Here is a 20,842-nt window from a genome sequence, read left to right as displayed (position 1 = left end):
TGCGCCCATGGAAAACCCGATTCAATTCGTAGCCTGGCTGCGCTCGGTCGCGCCGTATATCCACGCCTTCCGGGGCAAGACCTTCGTGGTTGCCTTTCCGGGCGAACTTGTCATGTCTGGCGCGCTGCCGGTGCTGGCACATGACTTGTCACTTTTGCACGCCCTCGGCATCAAGGTCGTGATCGTGCATGGCTCGCGGCCACAGGTCGAAGAGCAGCTTGCCCTGCGCCACGTGGAAGCGCGCTTCCACAATGGCTTGCGCATCACCGACGTGGCGGCGCTCGAATGCGCCAAGGAAGCCGCCGGCGAACTGCGTCTGGATATCGAAGCTGCCTTCAGCCAGGGCTTGCCAAACACGCCGATGGCCCACGCCGCGATCCGTATCATTTCCGGCAATTTCGTGGTGGCCAAGCCGCTCGGCGTAATCGACGGCATCGATTTCGAATGGACCGGCCTGACCCGCAAGATCGCTTACGAAACCATCAACCCGATTCTCGACAATGGCGGCCTGGTGCTGCTGTCGCCGCTTGGCTTTTCGCCTACAGGGGAAATCTTCAACCTGACGATGGAAGACGTGGCAGTCGCCGCCGCTTCCGCCCTGCGCGCGGACAAGTTGATCTTCATTACCGAAACGCCAATGCTGGTCGATGCGGCCGGCGTCGAAATGCGCGAACTGTCCACACACCAGGCGGCAGCGGTACTCGCCTCCAACTGCCTGCCGCTGGATTCGGCGTTTTACCTCGAACATGCCATGAAGGCTTGCCGCAAAGGCGTGCCGCGTGCGCATATCGTCCCGTTCGCCACCGATGGTTCGGCTCTGCTGGAACTCTTCACGCACGATGGCATCGGCACCATGGTTTCCAATGAAAACGTGGAAAGCCTGCGCCAGGCAACGATCGAGGACGTCGGCGGCATCCTCCAGCTGATCGAACCGCTGGAAGCCGATGGCACGCTGGTCAAGCGTGGCCGCGAACTGATCGAACGGGAAATCGAGTATTTCTCGGTGATCGAACACGATAACGTGATCTTCGGTTGTGCGGCGCTCTACCCTTTTCCGGCCGAGAAAATGGCCGAGATGGCATGCCTCATCGTCAACCCGGACGTGCAAGGCCAGGGAGATGGTGAAAGGCTGTTGAAACACATGGAAGATCGTGCCCGCGCTGCCGGCATCAAGAAACTGTTTGTATTGACCACACGCACTGCGCACTGGTTCCTCAAGCGCGGCTTCCGCGCCGCCTCGGTGGATGATTTGCCGAAGAACCGTCAACTCATGTACAACTGGCAGCGCAAGTCGCTCGTATTCATCAAGAACCTTTAAGGAAAAAACATGGCACGCACTGTTCACTGCATCAAGCTCAACAAGGAAGCCGAAGGGCTGGACTTCCCGCCGTACCCGGGCGAACTGGGCAAGCGCATCTATGAAAACGTCTCGAAGGAAGCTTGGGCCGGCTGGCTCAAGCACCAGACCATGTTGGTCAACGAGAACCGCCTGAACCTGGCCGATGCGCGCGCGCGCAAGTACCTGGCGACGCAGATGGAACGGCACTTCTTCGGTGAAGGCGCCGATGCGGCACAGGGTTATGTGCCGCCGAGCGAATAAGCTTGAAAGATTAAAAACAAAAAAGCCCGCAACCGATTAGCGGGCTTTTTTCATTGGGGCGACACTCAGTAAGTGAATTTCTTCACGCCTTCTGCCATGCCCAGCAAACCGACATTGGCGCCGCGCCGTGCGAACAGACCCACGGTCACCACGCCGACGATATTGTTGATTTGCTCTTCCAGTGCAACCGGATCGGCGATTTGCAAGCCGTGCAAATCGAGGATATAGCAGCCATTGTCGGTCACCAGCGGCTGGCCATCCTTCATGCGCAGACGCGGCTCGCCGCCCAGCTTCGTCAGTTGGCGAGCAACAGCGGCTTGCGCCATCGGGATCACTTCGACCGGCAAGGGGAATTTACCGAGCTTGTCGACCAGCTTGGAGCCGTCGGCGATGCAAACGAATTTGTCCGCCACCGAGGCGACGATCTTTTCACGCGTCAGCGCCGCACCGCCACCCTTGATCATCGCGCCGCTTGCAGTGATTTCGTCAGCGCCGTCGATATACACCGGCATCGACGTGACATCATTCAAGTCGAATACCTGGATGCCATGCGATTTCAGACGCTCAGCCGTCGCTTCGGATGAGGCCACCGCGCCCTTGATCCTGTCCTTGATCTTGCCCAGTTCGTCGATGAAGTAATTGGCGGTCGAACCGGTGCCGACACCGATGATTTCGCCTTCAACCACGTATTCGATGGCGGCACGGGCTACCGCCTGCTTGAGTTCGTCCTGAGTCATGATTGCTCGCAAATTGAGGAAGGCGTTATTTTAGCCCAGTCGGCAGCTTGCAGAGTCACCTCGGACAGAGTCCATTGCATAAACAAGGCGGGCCTTAAGATGCGCGGCGCAAGGCGCTGGCAGCCTGCGCCAATCTGGTAATGGCCGCCCAGTCGCCGGCATGGATAGCATCTCTGGGCGTGAGCCAGGAACCGCCAACGCAGGCCACGTTGTTCAGTGCGAGGAATTGCGGAGCGGTCTCTTGCGTGATGCCGCCGGTCGGGCAGAACGTGATGTCGGGCAGCGGTCCGGCCATTGCCTTGAGCATGCCGAGTCCGCCAGCCTGCATCGCCGGGAAAAGCTTTACCTGCTCAAAGCCATGCTCGCGCGCGACCAGGACTTCGCTCGGCGTCATCACGCCCGGCAGGAGCGGCAAGCCGGTCGTCCTGGCAGCCTCGGCCATTAATGGCGTGAGTCCGGGAGAGACGCCAAACTCCGCGCCGGCATCGAGCGCCAGCGCAAATTCCTCCGGGCGCGTCAGCGTGCCGACGCCGACGATGGCGTCCGGCACCTGCTCGGCAATCGCCCGGATCGCCGCCAGGCCATGCACGGTGCGCAGCGTCACTTCGAGCACGCGGATCCCGCCTTCCACCAGCGCTTTCGCCAGCGGCACGGCATGATCCAGTTGGTCGATGGCAATCACCGGGATCACCGGCGAAACATGCATGATGTCTAGGATTTTCATGATTAGCGTTTTTGTACGATCAGGGTGTCGCGGTCGTTGAAGGGCGTATCTTCATCATTGAAGGGTTCGCCCGCATCGGCGCCCAGCGAATTGTTTTCGAATTCGCCCGGCAAAACCGGCGGCAGGTCGAACGTCGCGCCGCCCTCCTCCGCCGAACTGACATTACGGCGAAACATTGCAAACAATTCGCGCCCCATGCCGACCTGGTTCGCAGAGAGGTCGATGGCCTCGACCTTGCGGGCATTCCATTCCTCCAGCGGCACCACCGCTTCGAGCAAGCCGTTTTCGGCGTCCAGGCGAATCGTGTCGCCGCTTCTTACCTTGCCAAGCGGGCCGCCAGCCAGCACTTCCGGCGATACATGGATCGCTGCCGGCACCTTGCCCGATGCGCCGGACATGCGGCCATCCGTCACCAGGCCGACGTGGTAACCGGCATCCTGCAGGCTGCCCAGGGCCGGCGTGAGCGAATGCAGCTCCGGCATGCCATTGGCGCGCGGCCCCTGCAAACGCACCACCGCGATGAAATCGCGCTGCAACTCGCCTGCTTCAAAAGCGCGCATGAACGCGTCCTGCGAATTGAAGACGATGGCTGGCGCCTCGACCAGTCTGTGTTGCGGCTTGACTGCCGAAATCTTGATGACGGCGCGCCCCAGGTTGCCCGACAAGAGGCGCAGGCCGCCTTCCGGCGAAAACGGTTCGGCAACCGGACGCAGCACGCTGAGGTCGCCGCTTTTTTCCGGCGCCGGCTTCCATACCAGCTTGCCCTCTTCCAGCAAGGGCTCGACGCAATGGGCGCGCAAGCCATGGCCGAGAATGGTGGTGACATCTTCATGCAGCAAGCCGGCGTCGAGCAGTTCGCGAATGACGAAGGGCGTGCCGCCCGCGCTATGAAAATAATTGACGTCGGCGTCGCCATTCGGATAGATCCGCGCCAGCAGCGGCACCACGCCGGACAGCACGTTGAAATCATCCCAGTCGATCACGATGCCTGCCGCCTTGGCAATCGCCACCAGGTGCATGGTGTGGTTGGTCGAGCCGCCGGTCGCCAGCAATGCCACGATCCCGTTGACGATAGACTTTTCATCGATCACATGGCCAACCGGCAGATATTCCTTGCCTTGCGCGGAAATCTCCAGGGCCCGGCGCGCCGAGGCACGAGTCAAGGCATCGCGCAGAGGCGTGTTCGGCGTGATGAACGCGGCGCCCGGCAGGTGCAGGCCCATCACATCCATCAGCATCTGGTTGCTGTTGGCCGTGCCATAGAACGTGCAGGTGCCGGCATCGTGATAGGACTTGGATTCCGCCTCGAGCAATTCGTCGCGGCCGATCTTGCCTTGCGCGTACAACTGGCGCACGCGCGACTTTTCCGGGTTGGACAAGCCCGAGGTCATCGGGCCGCCGGGTATGAAGACTGCCGGAATATGGCCGAAATGCAGCGCGCCGATCAGCAGGCCGGGCACGATCTTGTCGCAGATACCCAGATAGACGGCGGCATCGAACATATTGTGGGAAAGCGCCACCGCGGTCGCCATGGCGATGGTGTCGCGCGAAAACAGCGACAGTTCCATGCCGGGCTGGCCTTGCGTGATGCCGTCGCACATGGCAGGCGTGCCACCGGCGAATTGCGCCACGCCGCCGGCTTCACGCACGGCTTCCTTGATCACGGGCGGGAAATGCTCGTACGGCTGATGCGCGGAGAGCATGTCGTTATACGACGACACGATCGCTACCGACGGCACTCTCAGCTGCTTGAGCTTGAGCTTGTCATTCGCCGGGAAAGCCGCAAAGCCATGCGCAAGATTGGTACAGGACAGCGTGCCGCGCTGTACGCCCTGGTGTCTTGCCGTCTCGAGCCGGCGCAGATATGCGCGTCGATAGGGTTGGCTGCGCCGGATAATTTTTTCCGTGACAGCCGCTACAGTGGCATGAATTGACATGGCTAGCCTATCTCTCGTTAAACCGTTTTGAAATTTTACTACACATACGAACGCCGCCAGGCGAAGGCCAAGCTTTCTTCAGGAGAGGCATCAATTTCCTGAAACAATCATGAAGCAATATAGCAACTCTTGCTCTACCTCACAGGTAAATACGAAAACCTGCCGCGCAGGATTTCTTCATCCCTTAAAAACTCTACACTATCAATCAGTAGTAAATTTACTAAAAACTATTGTATAGTCTTCTTAATTATCTTTTGACAAAAAATGCCAGTCACTCACTTCACCGCCACGCCGGCCCACGCTGCACTGACTGAACATCTCACCGTCGCGCGCCGCTGGAAGATGCGCGACTTGTTTGCGGAAGATCCGGCACGCGCACAAGCCTTTTCCCTGGAAGCGGCGGGCCTGTTTCTTGACTATTCCAAGAACCGCATCAATCGCGACACCCTCGACTTGCTGGCAGCTCTCGCACGCGAATGCCAGGTCGAAATGCGGCGCGACGCCATGTTTGCCGGCGAGACCATCAATGAAACCGAAGGACGCGCCGCCTTGCATACCGCCCTGCGAGCCCCGCGCGGACAAAACCTGCGACTGGGCGGACAAGATGTCAATGCCGAGGTGCATGCGGTGCTGGATCGGCTGCACGACTTCTCCAATCGGGTGCGTTCCGGCGCTTGGCTGGGCTACAAGGAAGAGCCGATCACCGATATCGTCAACATCGGCATCGGCGGCTCCGACCTCGGCCCGAAAATGGCTTGCCAGGCATTGCGCGCCTATGTGCATCCACGCATCAAGCCGCACTTCGTCTCCAACGTCGACGGCCACGATCTTGCCGCGCTGTTGCCGACTCTGAATCCCGCCACCACGCTTTTCATCATCGCTTCAAAAACGTTCACGACCGCCGAGACCATGATGAATGCGCAAACGGCGCGCGCCTGGTTTCTCGACCAGCACCCCTATGTCGACGACCTGAAGAAACATTTTGTAGCGGTATCCACCAACGCCGAAGCGGTTCAATCGTTTGGCATTGACCCGGAAAATATGTTCCCCTTCTGGGATTGGGTTGGCGGCCGCTATTCGCTTTGGTCGGCAATCGGCTTGCCGGTGATGCTAGCCATCGGCTTTGAGCGCTTTTCACACTTGCTGGCTGGCGCGCATGAACTGGACCGGCATTTCCAGACTGCGCCACTGGAACGGAACATGCCGGTACTGCTGGGTTTGATCGGTATCTGGAATCGCAATTACTTCAACGAAGCCGCGATCTCCATTGCCCCCTACCATCAGGATCTGAAATTTTTTCCGGCTTACCTGCAGCAACTTGAGATGGAAAGCAATGGCAAGCATGTCAGCCTCGATGGCAAGCCCGTGGCGGCACCAACCTGCCCGATAGTGTGGGGCGACGTCGGCACCAATGGCCAGCATGCTTATTTCCAGCTGCTGCATCAGGGCACCGACATCGTGCCCGTGGATTTCATTACTGCATTGCGGCCCAGTCACGACTTGCCCGGGCATCATGCTGCCTTGCTGGCTAACTGCTTTGCCCAATCCGAGGCTTTAATGCTTGGAAAATCAGCGGATGAAGTCAAACGCGAACTGGCGAAAGAAGGCAAGTCGGCTGCAGCCATCGACGCCTTGCTGCCCCATAAGATTTTTGAAGGCAACCGTCCCAGTAATACCATCTTGCTCGATGAATTATCGCCAGCAAGCCTGGGCGCCCTGATTGCGCTATATGAACACAAGACCTTTGTGCAAGGCGTGATCTGGGGCGTCAACAGTTTCGACCAGTGGGGTGTTGAACTGGGCAAGGTATTGGCAAAACAAATCCAGGCGGAACTGAATGGCGCCAATACATCTAACCAGCACGACAGTTCCACGCAAAGCTTGATCGCCCGCGCCCGCGCGGCACTTACCACATAAGGCACATGCACCATGGCCCTGGCTGATTTCGATATCGTATTGTTTGGCGGCGGCGGCGACCTCGCCATGCGCAAGCTGCTGCCCGCCTTGTTCGCCCGCGACCGGGACGGTCACTTGCCGCCGGGCGCGCGCATCATTTGTGCCGGGCGGCACCACTGGAGCCGGGAGGAATTCCTTAACGTCCTCGAAACGAACGCGCGTCCTCATGTCGCGGCAGCCGAAACACAGCCGCAGCGCTGGCAAGCCTTCTGCGAGCGCGTGCAATACGTCGCCCTCGATGCCACCGATCCCGCAGCCTACGAGCCGCTGATCCAAGCCATGCGCCCCGACTCCGAACTGGTACGGGTGTTTTACATGGCGACGCCGCCCGCCTTGTTTTCACGCATCTGCCACAACCTCGCCGATGTCGGACTGGCCAATGAGCGTTCCCGCGTGGTGCTGGAAAAGCCGCTCGGGCGTGACCTGGCAAGCGCGCGGCAAATCAATGCCGAGGTAGGCAAGGTTTTCAACGAATCGCAGATCTACCGGATCGACCATTATCTCGGCAAGGAGACCGTGCAGAACCTGCTCGCGCTCCGGTTCGGCAACGTGCTGTTCGAGCCGCTATGGCGCCGCGAATTCATCTCGGATGTGCAAATCACCATCGCTGAAGAACTGGGAGTCGGCAACCGCATCGAGTATTACGACACGGCCGGTGCGCTGCGCGACATGCTGCAGAATCATTTGCTGCAGCTCCTGTGCATCGTCGCCATGGAACCACCCCTGAGCGTGCAAGCCGATCCGGTACGCGATGAAAAGCTCAAGGTTTTGCGCTCGCTGAAACGCTTCAATCAGACCACGCTGGCGCAAAACATCGTGCGCGGCCAGTATCGCGCAGGCCACGTCGGCGGCATCGCCGTGCCCGGCTATCGACAGGAAGGCGCGCCACCCGACTCGCGCACCGAAACCTTCGTCGCCGTGAAAGCCGAGATCGATACCTGGCGCTGGGCGGGGGTCCCCTTCTATCTGCGTACCGGCAAACGCATGGCCGATCAATTGGCTGAAATCGTGGTGCGTTTCAAGGCCTTGCCGCACTCGATCTTTGCGCAGCCAAGCTCCACCTTCCAGCCGAACTGCCTGGTCATCAGCCTGCAGCCGGAAGAAGGCCTGCAGCTGAACCTGATGGCCAAGACGCCCGGCGACCGCATGCGCCTGAAACCTGTCGAACTGGAACTCGACTTCCGCGAGCAATTCAAGATGCCGCGCATGGAAGCCTACGAGCGCCTGTTGCTGGATGTGCTGCGCGGCCAGCTTACGCTGTTCATGCGCAGCGACGAACTGGAAGCGGCATGGGAATGGGTCGAGCCCATCCTGAATTACTGGGAGCAGGAACAGACTGAACCGCTGCCCTACAGCGCCGGCACCTGGGGCCCGGCCGCCGCGAGCGCCCTCATCGGCCGCGATGGCTTGCAGTGGCGCGAAGAAGCCCTGCCGGAGATGTAAGCACGCATGCTGCTGGATTCCATACGTACTCAACTCCCTACCCTGTCCAAGTCGGAGAAACGGGTCGCGCTCGCGGTCCTGGAAAACCCGCAGCTGGCGGTGTCGGAAAACATCACGGCGCTCGCCAGGAATGCGCAGGTATCGGAACCGACCGTCGTGCGCTTTTGCCGCGCGATCGGCTACGACGGCTGGCACGAGTTCAAGCTTAAACTGGCGCAGAACCTGGCCTTGGCCATGCCCGGCGGCGACGAGACCCTCGCGCCCGACGACCTGACCGCCGATTTGGTCGGCAAGATCTGCAGCCGCTCGATCAACGCGCTGCTCGATTTGCGCAACAACCTGCAGCCGGAAGCGATCCAGCGCGCGCTCGATGTCCTCGCCCGCGCCAACAAGATCGAGTTCTATGGCCAAGGCACTTCCGGCATCATCGCCGCCGATGCGCAGCACAAGTTCTTCCGCTCGGGCGTGCCAACAGTGGCCTATTCCGATCCCCATATTCACAGCATTTCGGCATCGCTCTTGAACCAGGGCGATGCGGTAGTGGCCATCTCCCAGCGCGGCGGCAGCGCAGCCCTGCTCGGCAGCGTGCGGCTGGCCAGAAAGGCTGGCGCCGATGTCATCGCCCTGGTCCCAAGCGGCACGCCCCTGGCGGAACTTGCCACGGTGCTGGTGCCGATCGATCTGTCCTTCAATGCTGATCCGTATACGCCGATCTCGGCGCGTCTGGCGCATCTGGTCGTGATCGACATCCTGGCAGTAGGCCTGGCGCTGAAGCGCGGCCCGGAAATCCGCAAGAAAATGCTGAATGCGCAAAAGTCCTTGCAGAAAATGGATATGCCTTTTGACACTTTCCTCTGATTGATTAAAAGCAATGCAATGCGCTCTGATGCCGAAAAATCGGCAGGCTATAACGTGAATTGCGTACAATAAGCGCTTGCCTTGCAGCTTATATTTCCTGACGCCATGAACCAACTCGAACAACTCAAGCAATACACCACCATCGTTGCCGACACGGGTGACTTTCAGGCGATGAAAGCCTTCGCGCCGCGTGATGCCACGACCAATCCCTCATTGATCCTCAAGGCAGTGCAAAAGGATGAATATCGCCCGTTGCTCGAACAGGCCGTGCGCGATCACGGCAGCAAGTCGACCGGCGACATCATCGATCGCTTGCTGGTGGCATTCGGCCGCGAAATCGTGAAGATCATCCCGGGCCGTGTCTCGACCGAAACCGATGCGCGACTTTCCTTCGATACCGAAGGCACCATCGCCAAGGGTCGCGAACTGATCCGCCTGTACGAGCAGGCCGACGTGCCGCGCGAGCGCGTGCTAATCAAGATTGCCTCGACCTGGGAAGGCATCCGCGCCGCCGAAGTGCTGGAAAAGGAAGGCATCCGCTGCAACATGACCCTGCTGTTTTCGCTGCCGCAGGCGATTGCCTGCGCCGAAGCGGGCGCGCAACTGATTTCACCCTTCGTTGGCCGCATCTACGACTGGTACAAGAAATCGACCGGCGAGGAATACACCGGCGAAAACGATCCGGGCGTGCAATCGGTCAAGCGCATTTATAACTACTATCGCAAGTTCGGCTACAAGACCGAAGTGATGGGCGCGAGCTTCCGCAACACCTCGCAATTGACGGAACTGGCTGGTTGCGACCTGCTTACGATCAGCCCGGAATTGCTGCAAAAGCTGGCAGAGACCGATGCGCCGGTTACGCGCAAGCTCAGCAGCGAGTCGGCACAGGCGTCCGACCTAGAAAAACTGTCGCTTGATGAAAAGACATTCCGCCTGATGGTCAACGACGATGCGATGGCGACAGAAAAACTGGCCGAAGGCATCCGCCTCTTCTGCGCCGACGCCATCAAACTGGAGAAGATGGTCGACGCGCTGCGCTGATCAATCGCCTGTATTCGGCAGCAAATAAAAAAGCGGGAATTCATCCCGCTTTTTTATTTCCAGATATTCCGCCTCAGCCATGGAAGCATGATGTTCTTCATGCCTTATCCTTACCGGTTACTCAGGCGACGTTGATCACCTTGCGTGCACTCGGCAAGAACTTGGCAATCGTCGCGAGCAACTCATCCTCGCTGACCGGCTTGCCCAGATAGGCATCGCACCCTGCCCAGTTGCCGCGGAATTTATCGAAAGTACCCGACTTGCTGGTCAACATGACGACCGCGGTATTCCGGGTGGCGGCGCTCCCCTTGATGCGCTTGCATACCTGATAGCCATCGATGCCCGGCATCATGATGTCCAGGAAAATGCAGGTATAGGGCTTGGCCTGCGCCATATCGATGGCGCTCTCGCCGTCGGCCGCATAATCGACATCGAAGCGGAATGGCGCCAGCTTGGCCTTCATGAAAGCGCGCACGGTAGCGCTGTCATCCACCACCAGCACCGACTCGTTCGGGCTGGGTTCGACAATGACGACTTCCGGCGGCAGGTCCTGGTCGATGGCGCGGCGGAAGGTACGGCCATCCCACTTCTCGCCATTCGCGCTCTCGCGCCGGCTCCGTTCCGCCAGCGCCGCCTGCATCACGACATCCAGTTGCTCGAACAGACGCATCCAGTGAATCGGCTTCTCCACTCGCGGCCAGCCGATGTCCATCGGCGAGCGACCGATCAGCACTGCCGGCGCGTAAGCATTGGGCGCGCGTTCGGCGAGCTCCTTCAACGCTTCCGGACTGTCTCCGTTTGCCAGATAAATGTCCGTGCGCTGGTTCGGCTCCGTCGCTTCGGCATAAAAAAACGCCCGACGTCCGGTCAGGCGAAAAGTCGATGACAGCATGGCCTTTTCGGCAGGAGAAAAACCGATGATCTCAAGGTTAAAACGCCTGGGACCGGCAGCAACGGCGGGAGCAGTCTGTAAAGCCTGGTTCATAGTATTGTTTTCTAAAAAGAAAGACTGTACGGCTTACGATGATGATATTGATCAAATGATAACAGAATTCAATCGGAGAAAAAGCAGGAAAATTGCAAATTCTTGTATCAAATTGTTATTTCGGCGAGGCAAGATTGTCAGTTAAATTTTGCCGCCAACTGAAAAATGTCCGAGTGTTGTTGTGTCCGTCCAACCAAGGCTTCTGCAAACAGAAAGTTCGCCGATGCTAAATCACTTTTTCAATGCGTAGCTGCTCAATGGCCGCAAGTTCATAACCCAGTTCAGCCAATATTGCTTCAGTATGCTCGCCCAGCTTGGGGCCGAGCCAGCGGGTTTCACCTGGTGTCTGTGACAGTTTAGGCGTAATCGCCGGCAGCCTGATCGGCGTGCCATCGCTGAATTGGTGCTGTTCGAACATTTGCCGCGCCAGGAATTGCGGGTCGCTCATCATGTCGCGCACCGAGTAGATTTTCCCAACCGGCACGTCGGCTGCCTGCAAGGTCGCCAACGCTTCATCGATACTTTGCGTATCGCACCAGGCCTGGATCGCGCCATCGATTTCCGTTGTGCGCGGCACGCGTCCGTCGTTGCGTGCGAGTTGCGGATCATCGGCCATATCTTCGCGGCCGATGGCGATCATGAGGCGCTTGAAGATGGCGTCGCCATTGCCGGCGATGACGATATTGGCGCCTTCTTTCGTCATATAGGTATTCGACGGCACGATGCCCGGCAAGGCGCCGCCGGTACGCTCGCGCACCACGCCCGCGTGGTCATATTCCGGCACGAGCGACTCCATCATGTTGAACACCGCCTCGTACAGCGCGACGTCCACCACCTGTCCCTGGCCGGCGCGGCAAGCTTCGCCAGTTTCGCCATTCCAGCGGCCACCGGTGGCATCGCGGTGGCGCAAAGCCATCATCGCGCCGATCACGCCATGCAAAGCCGCGAGAGAATCGCCGATGGAAATGCCGATGCGTACCGGCGGGCGATCCGGATGTCCTGACACATAACGCATGCCGCCCATCGATTCGCCGATTGCGCCAAAGCCCGGCAAGTCTTTCATCGGTCCGGTCTGGCCATAACCGGACAGGCGCACCATGATGGTCGCGGGGTTGATTGCCTTGAGCGCTTCGTAACCCAGCCCCCACTTTTCCAGCACGCCGGGACGGTAGTTCTCGATGATGATGTCCGCTTCGAGCGCCAGCTTTCTGGCGATCTCCTGCCCGCGCGGATCTTTCAGATTAAGCGTGATGCTTTTCTTGTTGCGCGACTGGACGTACCACCAGAGCGAGGTGCCATCCTTCAGGACGCGCCACTGGCGAATCGGATCGCCGCCATCGGGCGATTCGACCTTGATGACTTCGGCGCCGAATTCGGCAAGCATGCGGGAACAGAACGGGCCGGCGATCAGCGTGCCGAGCTCCAGCACCTTGATGCCGGCAAGCGGGCCAAAAGAGGAAGTCATGGGAATAGCGCGTAGTCGGGATGAAAAAATGGCATTATCCCACGCGTAGCTGCGTGCTCAAAAGAGCAGTGATGTGACTGGATTTACTTACATGGCACAAGCGCCTACTGATTACGGGGCGCCCTTGCCGTGATTCGCCGCCCTTGCCGTGATTCACCATGCGCGCGCCGCAAATGGCGTTGCACCGAAAATCAGGTCGCCCGGCGATCCAGCATGGCACGCGCAATCGTGCCGGCGTCCACGTATTCCAGCTCGCCGCCGACCGGCACGCCGCGCGCCAGGCGACTCACTTTCAAGCCGCGCGCCTTGAGCGTTTCGCTGATGTAGTGAGCGGTCGCTTCGCCTTCGTTGGTGAAGTTGGTCGCCAGGATCACTTCCTTCACCACGCCATCCGTGGCCCGCGCGATCAGCTTTTCGAGATGAATGTCCTTGGGGCCGATGCCGTCGAGTGGCGACAGATGCCCCATCAGGACAAAGTACAAGCCCTTGTAGGTCAGGGTCTGCTCGATCATCAACTGGTCGGCCGGCGTCTCGACCACGCACAACAGGCTCAGGTCGCGATCCGGGTCAAGACAAGTCTCGCATACCGGATTCTCGGTGAACGTATTGCAGCGCTCACAATGATGAACGCGCTCAACCGCCTGGTTCAGCGCCCTACCCAGCATCGCCGCGCCGTCGCGGTCATGCTGCATCAGGTGGTAAGCCATGCGTTGCGCAGACTTGGGCCCGACGCCGGGCAAGCGGCGCAGGGCTTCGGACAGGAATTCGAGACTGGACGGAGTTTTCACGTAAGCTTAATTCCGGAGGCGGCAACGAACTGCCGCATCGTTATTAATTTAAAACGGCATCTTGAAGCCAGGCGGCAGCGGCAAGCCGGCGGTAACACCAGCCATCTTTTCCTGCGACGTCGCTTCTGCCTTGCGCACCGCATCGTTGAAGGCGGCAGCCACCAGGTCTTCCAGCATATCCTTGTCATCGCCCAGCAGCGAAGGGTCGATCGACACGCGTTTGACATCGTTCTTGCAAGTCATGACGACCTTGACCATGCCGGCGCCGGACTGGCCTTCGACTTCGATGGCGGCCAGCTGGTCCTGCATCTTCTTCATATTGTCCTGCATTGCCTGTGCTTGCTTCATCAAGCCTGCCAATTGGCCTTTCATCATGGTAGAGCTCCTTAATAGTTAAACGCGTTAAGTTATACGCCAGGGCAGGTTGTGCCCCATTGATCCATCACACCGGCCTGATCGATCCCGGCACGATCGTGGCGCCGAATTCGCGCATCAGGGTCTGCACGAACGGGTCGGTATTCATCGTTTCTTCCGCCTGCCGCTGGCGTTCTGCCCGGTCGGCCAACGCAGCCGCATTGGCGGTCTGTTCGACAGCGCCGATTTCCGTCGTCACGCGCACCGGCTTGCCGAAATGCTCGGTCAACGCCGCCGCCAGCTTGTCCACGCTGCCGGCTGCGCACAAGGTTTCCAGCGGCACGCGCAAGTTGAATATCACATTGTTGCCGCTGGTATCGCAGTCGATCAATTCGCTTTGCTGCGCCAGCTGCTGCGCCACACCTCGTACCGGCAAGTTTGCCGCGAGCGCGGGCCAGTTGCCATCCCAGTTCAGCGCCGGCACCGGGCCGGACATCACCTGGCGCCGGGGCGAGGCACCGGTACGGGCTGCCGGCACTATGGCTCCTGCGGGCTCTTCGGCAACTTCAGTTTTTTTTTGAGCCTCGGCCACGGTGGCGACGCCAGCCGATGCTGCATGCACCACGTCATCTTCCCATGGCGCCGGCGACTTCGGCTGAGAAGCAGTCGGTGCTGGAGCCGGCATGGCTGGCTCTGCCGGCCGCGGCGATGCGTTGACGGTCACGCCGGCGGGCAACTTGCCGCCATTACGCGCGGCTTCCAGGGCAGCACGTGCCGGGCTCATGCCACCCGCGGAGCGAGCCGGCGCAGGCACGCTGGCGCTGGCGACCTGTGGCGTTGCTGCAAGCTTTGCCGGTGCCGGTGCCGGAGCTACCGGCGCGGCAGCTACCGCTGGCGTCTGCACGACCTGCGCTTCGCCGCCGCCGATTCCGGGACGAAAAGCCAACATGCGCAACAAGGTCATAGAGAAACCGGCATATTCATCCGGCGCCAGTCCCAGTTCATTTCGGCCATGCACGGCGATCTGGTAAAACAGCTGCACTTCTTCCGGATCGAACTCTTTTGCCAGCCGCAGGATATCTTCGCGTTCAGGCAAATCGTCCGGCACGGCGGAAGGCACCGACTGCGCCAGGGCGATGCGATGCAGCAGCGAACCCAGGTCCTGCAGCGCGCCGTTATACGACAGGCTGCGCGCCGCCATTTCATCGGCGACAGCAAGCAAGCCAGCGCCATCCTTTTGCGCCAGTGCATCCAGTACGCGCACGAGATAGGATTGATCGAGCGCGCCAAGCATGCCCTGCACCGCTTCCAGCGTCACCTTGCCGGCGGCATAGGCGATCGCCTGGTCGGTCAACGACAAGGCATCGCGCATCGAACCATGCGCGCCCTGTGCCAGCAAGCGCAAAGCCGGCGTTTCGAACTCGATGCTTTCCTGGCCGAGAATATTTTCCAGATGGCCGACGATATGCCCGGGCGGCATCTGCTTCAAGTTGAATTGCAGGCAGCGCGACAGCACTGTTACCGGAATCTTTTGCGGATCGGTGGTCGCGAGAATGAACTTCACATGCTCCGGCGGCTCTTCCAATGTCTTCAGCATGGCGTTGAAGGCATGATTGGTGAGCATGTGCACTTCGTCGATCATGTAGACCTTGAAGCGGGCATTGGACGGTGCGTAAATCGCCTGTTCCAGCAATTGCGCCATTTCATCGACGCCGCGGTTGGAAGCCGCGTCCATCTCGATGTAATCGACGAAACGCCCGGCATCGATTGCCGTACAAGCCTCGCATACGCCGCAAGGCTGGGCCGTGATGTCGCCATTGCCATCCGCGCCGCGGCAATTGAAGGATTTGGCGAGGATACGGGACAAGGTAGTCTTGCCGACACCGCGCGTGCCGGTGAACAGGTAAGCGTGATGCAGGCGCTTGTGCTCGAGCGCATGCGTCAGCGCGCGCACGACGTGCTCTTGCCCGACCAGGGTGTCAAAGCTTTTGGGGCGATACTTTCTTGCCAGAACTTGATAAGACATAGCCGCGCTACATGTTGAATGTAAATAGCATTTTACCTGACCTGCGGCCTGGCAAGGCGACTTCCTGCCCTTTGCCATGCAAATCCGCAGGACTGGGTCTTGCCAGACTTGCAAACCGCGCTGGAATCCTCCTATTATCGAAAGACTGATAGTCGTCCCGGAGAAGGTAATGCAATGGTTCACCCATGAAGTCACCAACCAGGTACCTGAATTGCGCGACTACGATCTGTTCGTCAGCGATATCGCGCTGTGCGAAGGCGTGGAACGCGAAAATGCCGATTGGCACCTGGACGAACTGCGGCGCCTTGGCACCGAATTGGGCCAGGGGCGCATCCTGCAGCTGGGCGACATGGCCAACCATCATTTGCCGGAGCTGATGACGCACGACCGTTACGGCAATCGCACTGATGTCGTGAGCTTTCATCCAAGCTGGCACCTGCTGCTGGCGCTGCTGCGGCGAGAGGGATTGCATGCCCTGCCCTGGACGACGCCACGCCCAGGCGCCCATGTGGCGCGCGCCGCCGGTTATTACATGCATGCGCAGATCGAAGCCGGCTCGCTCTGCCCGACCACCATGACCTTTGCATCGATTCCGGTGCTGCAAAAGGAAGCAGGCTTGTTCGCCCAGCTGCAGGAAAAACTCTATTCGCTGGAGCACGACCCGCGCGACTTGCCGATGTCCGCCAAGGATTCCATTCTGATCGGCATGGGCATGACGGAAAAACAGGGCGGCTCGGATGTGCGCAGCAATGCCACGATCGCCCGTCCCGACGGCCCAGGCGGACGCGGCACCGAATATCTGCTCACCGGGCACAAATGGTTTTTTTCGGCGCCGATGTGCGATGCCCATCTTGTGTTGGCTCGCACCGAGGAAGGCTTGTCCTGCTTTTTCGTGCCGCGCTGGCGTCCGGATGGCACAAAGAATACCGTCCTGATACAACGCTTGAAGGACAAGCTCGGCAACCGCTCGAATTCGAGCAGCGAAGTCGAGTTCCAGGATGCCTATGGCGTCATGATCGGCGAGGAAGGACGCGGCATCCCCACCATTATTGAAATGGCCGGCTATACGCGCCTGGATTGCGTCATCGGCAGCGCCGGCCTGATGCGCCAGGCCTTTGCGCAGGCAGTGCATCACGCCCGCCACCGTAGCGCCTTCGGCAAGCCGCTGATCGAACAGCCGCTGATGCGCAACGTGCTATGCGACCTGGCGCTGGAAAGCGAAGCCGCGACCCAGCTCATGCTGCGCCTGGCGGCAGCGTTCGATTTTCCGAACGAACCGCTGGACCGCGCATGGCGCCGCATCATGACGCCGGCCGCCAAGTTCTGGATCTGCAAGCGCGCGCTGGAATTTTCCGGCGAATGCATGGAAGTCTGGGGCGGCAATGGTTATGTCGAGACCGGACCGATGGCGCGCATGTACCGTGAAGCGCCGGTCAATTCGATCTGGGAAGGCTCGGGCAATATCATGTGCCTCGATGTCTTGCGCGCCATCGAGCGCGAGCCCGATGCTTTCGCGCTGCTGCTCGACGATATGCTGGATGTCGCGGCTGACCATCCCGACGTGCAGGTTCTGGTGGAAAGCCTGAAGGACGATATGACAGCGCCACCACAGCAGCGCGAAATGCTGGCGCGCCGCTTCGCGCAAAAACTGGTGCTGGCGGCGCAATGCTGCCTGATGCTGGAACATGCCCCGTCAGCCATCGCCGAGGCATTCATTGCCAGCCGCGCAGACCCCGATTGCGGACGCGTCTACGGCACCCTGGGCGGCGCCTCAACTTCCCCGACCTTACAGCGGCAGATTCTCAGCCGTGCCTGGCCGCACTGACGTCTGCTGGCGCACTCTGCGCCAATACCTCCGGCGACAATTGTAGCGGCCCGGTGCCGCTGAATCGATCGAGATACAGGTAGATCACCGGGGTGATGAAAAGCGTGATCACCTGCGACACCAGCAAGCCGCCAACGATTGCCACGCCCAGCGGCTGGCGCAGTTCTGCGCCGGCGCCCCAGCCGAATGCAATCGGCACCGCGCCCATCAAGGCTGCCAGCGTCGTCATCATGATCGGCCTGAAGCGCAGGATACAGGCGGTACGGATCGCCTTTGTCGGCTCCATGCCTTCACTGCGCTGAGCATCGAGCGCGAAATCGATCATCATGATGGCGTTCTTCTTGACGATACCGATCAGCATCAGGATACCGATCGTGGCAATCAGCGTCAGCTCGAAACCGAACAAGTCCAGCGCCAGCAAGGCGCCGACAGCAGCAGACGGCAAGCCGGCGAGAATCGTGATCGGATGAATATAGCTTTCGTACAGCACGCCTAACAGAATGTAGATCACCGCCACCGCTAGCAGCAGCAAGGCAACCTGGCTCGTCTGCGACGACTGGAACACTGCCGCATCGCCCGCATACGATGTGATGATACTGGCCGGCATGCCAAGCTCTTGCTTGAAGTTTTCCAGCTTGTTGCTGGCATCTCCCAGCGGCACCTTCGGCGCCAGGTTGAATGACACCGTGATCGCCTGCAGCTGCCCCTGATGGTTGACCGCGACCGGCCCAGCCGAACGCCGCACCGTGGCCACGCTCATCAGCGGCACCAGCGCGCCAGCCTTGCTGCGCACATAGATATCGTTCAAGTCCTTTTCATCCTGCTGGCCGGAACCGGCGCTTTGCAGGATGACTTGGTAACTATTGCTGCTCGTGAAAATGGTGGAGACCTGCCGTTCGCCATACGCGCTATACAACGCACTGCGGATATCCGCAATTTGCACGCCGGCCTGGTTGGCACGGTCCCGATCGATTTCCACTTCCGCCTGCAAGCCCTTCAACTGCGAATCGCTCGTCACATCGCGGAAGATCGGGTCAGCGCGCATTTTTTCCTGCAGCTTCTCCGACCAGCCGTTCAGCTCGTCGGCGCGCACGCTTTGCAGCACATACTGATAGCGACTCTTGCTGGAGCGCCCGCCAAGCCGCAGGTTCTGCACCGGCGTCAGATACACAGCCAAGCCTGGAATGCTACTGACTTCCTTGCGCATGCGTTCGAGCACCTTGCTCATGGATTCGCGCTCGCTGCGCGGCTTCAAGCCGATGAAGATATTACCCGTGTTGGTGCCCGAAATGCGCGAGGAAATGGTCGCGACATTCGGGTCGCGCATCATGGCATCCGATGCCGTCTTGACCAGGTTGACCATCACCGGATACGACACATCCTGCGGCCCTTCCACCACGGCGGAAATCTGGCCGATATCTTCTTCAGGGAAAAAGCCCTTCGGCATGCTCTGAAACAGCCAGGCCGTCAGCGCAAAAGTGGACAGCGCCACCATCAACACCAGGAAACGCTTCTGCAGGCACCAGTCTAGCGCGCGCTCGTAAGCACCAAGCACTGCCTGGAATACGCGCTCGAAACCGCGGCTCAGCCAGTTGTCCGGCTCTTTCTCGCCATGGCGAAGATAACGGCTGCACAGCATCGGCACCAGGGTCAGCGACACCACCGCCGACACCAGGATGGCGAGCGACACAACGGCGGCGAATTCATGGAACATCAGGCCGATCACGCCCGGCATGTAGAAAATCGGAATGAACACCGCCACCAGCGAAATCGAAATCGAGATGATGGTGAAGCCGACTTCGCGCGAGCCCTTCAATGCCGCCGCCAGCGGCTCCATGCCGTCTTCGATGTGGCGCACGATGTTTTCCAGCATGACGATGGCGTCATCCACCACCAGGCCGACCGCGATCGTAATACCCAGCAGCGAGATATTGTCGAGGCTGTAACCCAGCGCATACATCAGCGCAAAGCAGCCGATCAGCGAAATCGGCAGGGATAATACCGGAATGAGGGTCGCCGAAAGACGCTTCAGGAACAGGAAGATCACCATGATGACCAGGGCAATGGTCAAAAACAGCGTGATCTTCACGTCATGAATCGCCTCGCGAATGGAGACCGAGCGGTCGTTCAGAACCTTCAGCTCCACCGACCCCGGCATCTGATCGCGGAACTGCGGCAGCCGCGCCTTGACGGCATCGACCACTTCCACCGTATTGGCATTGGGCTGACGCTGGATGCCCAGCGTGATCGACGGCTCGCCATTGGCCCAGCTGCCGCTCTTGGCCGATTCCACGCTATCCTCGATCGTGGCAACGTCTTTGAGACGCATGGACACGCCATCCTTGCTTTGAATGACCAGTTCGGCAAAGGCAGCCGCATTCGGCAATTGCTTGTTGGCTTCCAGCGTCAAACTCTGGCGAGGGCCATCCAGCACGCCGACCGGCGTATTGGCATTGGCGGCGCGGACGGCGGCGGCCAGCTCGTCCAGCGTCATATTGCGCGCCGCCAGTTCATCGGCGCGCGCCTGGATGCGCACGGCATAGCGGCGCTGGCCGAACACCAGCACCTGCGCCACGCCATTGATGGTCGATAGCGAAGGCGAGATCAGGTTTTCCGCGTAATCGTTCAGCTCAGCCAGCGACAGCGAGGGCGAAGTCAGCACTACCAGCAAGACCGACTGGTCCGCCGGATTCACCTTGCGATAGGCCGGCAGCGAAGTCATCTCTTCCGGCAGACTGCGCTGGGCCCGCAGCAAGGCGGCCTGCACATCCACCGCCGCGGCATCGATGTCGCGATCCGGGTTGAACTCCAGCGTGATGGAGGTATTGCCACGCGTATTGCTCGAACTGATCGTAGCCAGCCCGGCAATGGTCGAAAATTGTTTTTCCAGCGGGGTGGCGACCGACGCCGCCATGATCTCCGGGCTCGCCCCCGGCAGGGCAGCCGTGACATTGATGATCGGCGTGTTATAGCTGGGCAGCGCCGCAATCGGCAAGCCGGCATAGGCGAACAAGCCGATCACGACGATGGCGATGGAAAGCAGCACGGTCATGACCGGCCGGCGGATGCAAAGTTCGGAGATATTCACGTTCGCTGATTACTT

At 59.9% G+C, this 20,842-nt stretch carries 16 protein-coding genes; 7 read left to right on the top strand and 9 right to left on the bottom strand.

Translation table 11 applies throughout. The annotated features are described in order from the left end of the window. Positions 1-7 precede the first annotated feature (7 nt). Together argA and EDC30_RS13685 are read left to right on the top strand one after the other, a co-directional pair. Entirely contained in the window at positions 8-1,318 is a 1,311-nt protein-coding gene (argA, locus tag EDC30_RS13690) for an amino-acid N-acetyltransferase (RefSeq protein WP_132259414.1), read from the top strand. A 9-nt stretch (positions 1,319-1,327) separates the two neighbouring features. Then, positions 1,328-1,600: an oxidative damage protection protein gene (locus tag EDC30_RS13685; RefSeq protein ID WP_132259413.1), complete on the top strand. Its 273-nt coding sequence runs from the start codon at positions 1,328-1,330 to the stop codon at positions 1,598-1,600. A 65-nt stretch (positions 1,601-1,665) separates the two neighbouring features. Here EDC30_RS13685 and rpiA read toward each other — a convergent pair whose 3' ends face one another. The 3 genes from rpiA to edd form a co-directional block, all read right to left on the bottom strand. Then, entirely contained in the window at positions 1,666-2,337 is a 672-nt protein-coding gene (rpiA, locus tag EDC30_RS13680) for a ribose-5-phosphate isomerase RpiA (protein ID WP_132259412.1), read from the bottom strand. A 94-nt stretch (positions 2,338-2,431) separates the two neighbouring features. After that, positions 2,432-3,061 (bottom strand): bifunctional 4-hydroxy-2-oxoglutarate aldolase/2-dehydro-3-deoxy-phosphogluconate aldolase, encoded by a 630-nt coding sequence (gene eda, locus EDC30_RS13675; protein WP_207907282.1) that lies wholly within the window; start codon positions 3,059-3,061, stop codon positions 2,432-2,434. 2 nt (positions 3,062-3,063) lie between these two features. Beyond that, positions 3,064-4,998, bottom strand: a complete 1,935-nt coding sequence (gene edd, locus EDC30_RS13670) for a phosphogluconate dehydratase (RefSeq protein ID WP_132259410.1) — start codon at positions 4,996-4,998, stop codon at positions 3,064-3,066. A gap of 264 nt (positions 4,999-5,262) precedes the next feature. Between edd and pgi the strand changes: the two genes are divergently transcribed. The 4 genes from pgi (at position 5,263) to tal (ending at position 10,296) form a co-directional block, all read left to right on the top strand. Then, complete coding sequence (gene pgi / locus EDC30_RS13665) at positions 5,263-6,915, top strand: glucose-6-phosphate isomerase (RefSeq protein ID WP_132259409.1); 1,653 nt, start codon at positions 5,263-5,265, stop codon at positions 6,913-6,915. Positions 6,916-6,927: 12 nt separating this feature from the next. Continuing rightward, the gene (zwf, locus tag EDC30_RS13660) at positions 6,928-8,397 is read left to right on the top strand and encodes a glucose-6-phosphate dehydrogenase (protein ID WP_132259408.1); all 1,470 of its coding nucleotides are present in this window, start codon (positions 6,928-6,930) and stop codon (positions 8,395-8,397) included. A 6-nt stretch (positions 8,398-8,403) separates the two neighbouring features. Continuing rightward, positions 8,404-9,255: an SIS domain-containing protein gene (locus tag EDC30_RS13655; protein WP_132259407.1), complete on the top strand. Its 852-nt coding sequence runs from the start codon at positions 8,404-8,406 to the stop codon at positions 9,253-9,255. 105 nt (positions 9,256-9,360) lie between these two features. Further along, entirely contained in the window at positions 9,361-10,296 is a 936-nt protein-coding gene (gene tal / locus EDC30_RS13650; protein WP_132259406.1) for a transaldolase, read from the top strand. Between the two features lie 121 nt (positions 10,297-10,417). On the opposite strand, the gene EDC30_RS13645 is transcribed toward tal, so the two are convergent. From EDC30_RS13645 to dnaX, 5 genes are all read right to left on the bottom strand, one after another. Continuing rightward, entirely contained in the window at positions 10,418-11,281 is an 864-nt protein-coding gene (locus EDC30_RS13645) for a response regulator (RefSeq protein WP_132259405.1), read from the bottom strand. A 226-nt stretch (positions 11,282-11,507) separates the two neighbouring features. Then, complete coding sequence (locus EDC30_RS13640) at positions 11,508-12,746, bottom strand: CaiB/BaiF CoA transferase family protein (protein ID WP_132259404.1); 1,239 nt, start codon at positions 12,744-12,746, stop codon at positions 11,508-11,510. A 191-nt stretch (positions 12,747-12,937) separates the two neighbouring features. After that, positions 12,938-13,534, bottom strand: a complete 597-nt coding sequence (gene recR / locus EDC30_RS13635) for a recombination mediator RecR (RefSeq protein WP_132259403.1) — start codon at positions 13,532-13,534, stop codon at positions 12,938-12,940. Between the two features lie 48 nt (positions 13,535-13,582). After that, a complete protein-coding gene (locus EDC30_RS13630; RefSeq protein WP_132259402.1) occupies positions 13,583-13,909 on the bottom strand; it encodes a YbaB/EbfC family nucleoid-associated protein in 327 nt (108 codons plus the stop codon). 67 nt (positions 13,910-13,976) lie between these two features. Continuing rightward, on the bottom strand, positions 13,977-15,914 hold the full coding sequence (dnaX, locus tag EDC30_RS13625; RefSeq protein ID WP_132259401.1) for a DNA polymerase III subunit gamma/tau: 1,938 nt from the start codon (positions 15,912-15,914) through the stop codon (positions 13,977-13,979). A 169-nt stretch (positions 15,915-16,083) separates the two neighbouring features. Between dnaX and EDC30_RS13620 the strand changes: the two genes are divergently transcribed. Next, on the top strand, positions 16,084-17,739 hold the full coding sequence (locus EDC30_RS13620) for an isovaleryl-CoA dehydrogenase (protein WP_132259400.1): 1,656 nt from the start codon (positions 16,084-16,086) through the stop codon (positions 17,737-17,739). Here EDC30_RS13620 and EDC30_RS13615 read toward each other — a convergent pair. Continuing rightward, positions 17,717-20,827 (bottom strand): efflux RND transporter permease subunit, encoded by a 3,111-nt coding sequence (locus tag EDC30_RS13615; RefSeq protein ID WP_132259399.1) that lies wholly within the window; start codon positions 20,825-20,827, stop codon positions 17,717-17,719. The two genes, EDC30_RS13620 and EDC30_RS13615, sit on opposite strands and share 23 nt — an antisense overlap. Between the last annotated feature and the right edge of the window lie 15 nt (positions 20,828-20,842).

It is taken from the genome of Paucimonas lemoignei (genome assembly GCF_004342585.1).
Taxonomy (GTDB): domain Bacteria; phylum Pseudomonadota; class Gammaproteobacteria; order Burkholderiales; family Burkholderiaceae_D; genus Paucimonas; species Paucimonas lemoignei.
This window is presented reverse-complemented; position numbering and strand designations above follow the sequence as displayed.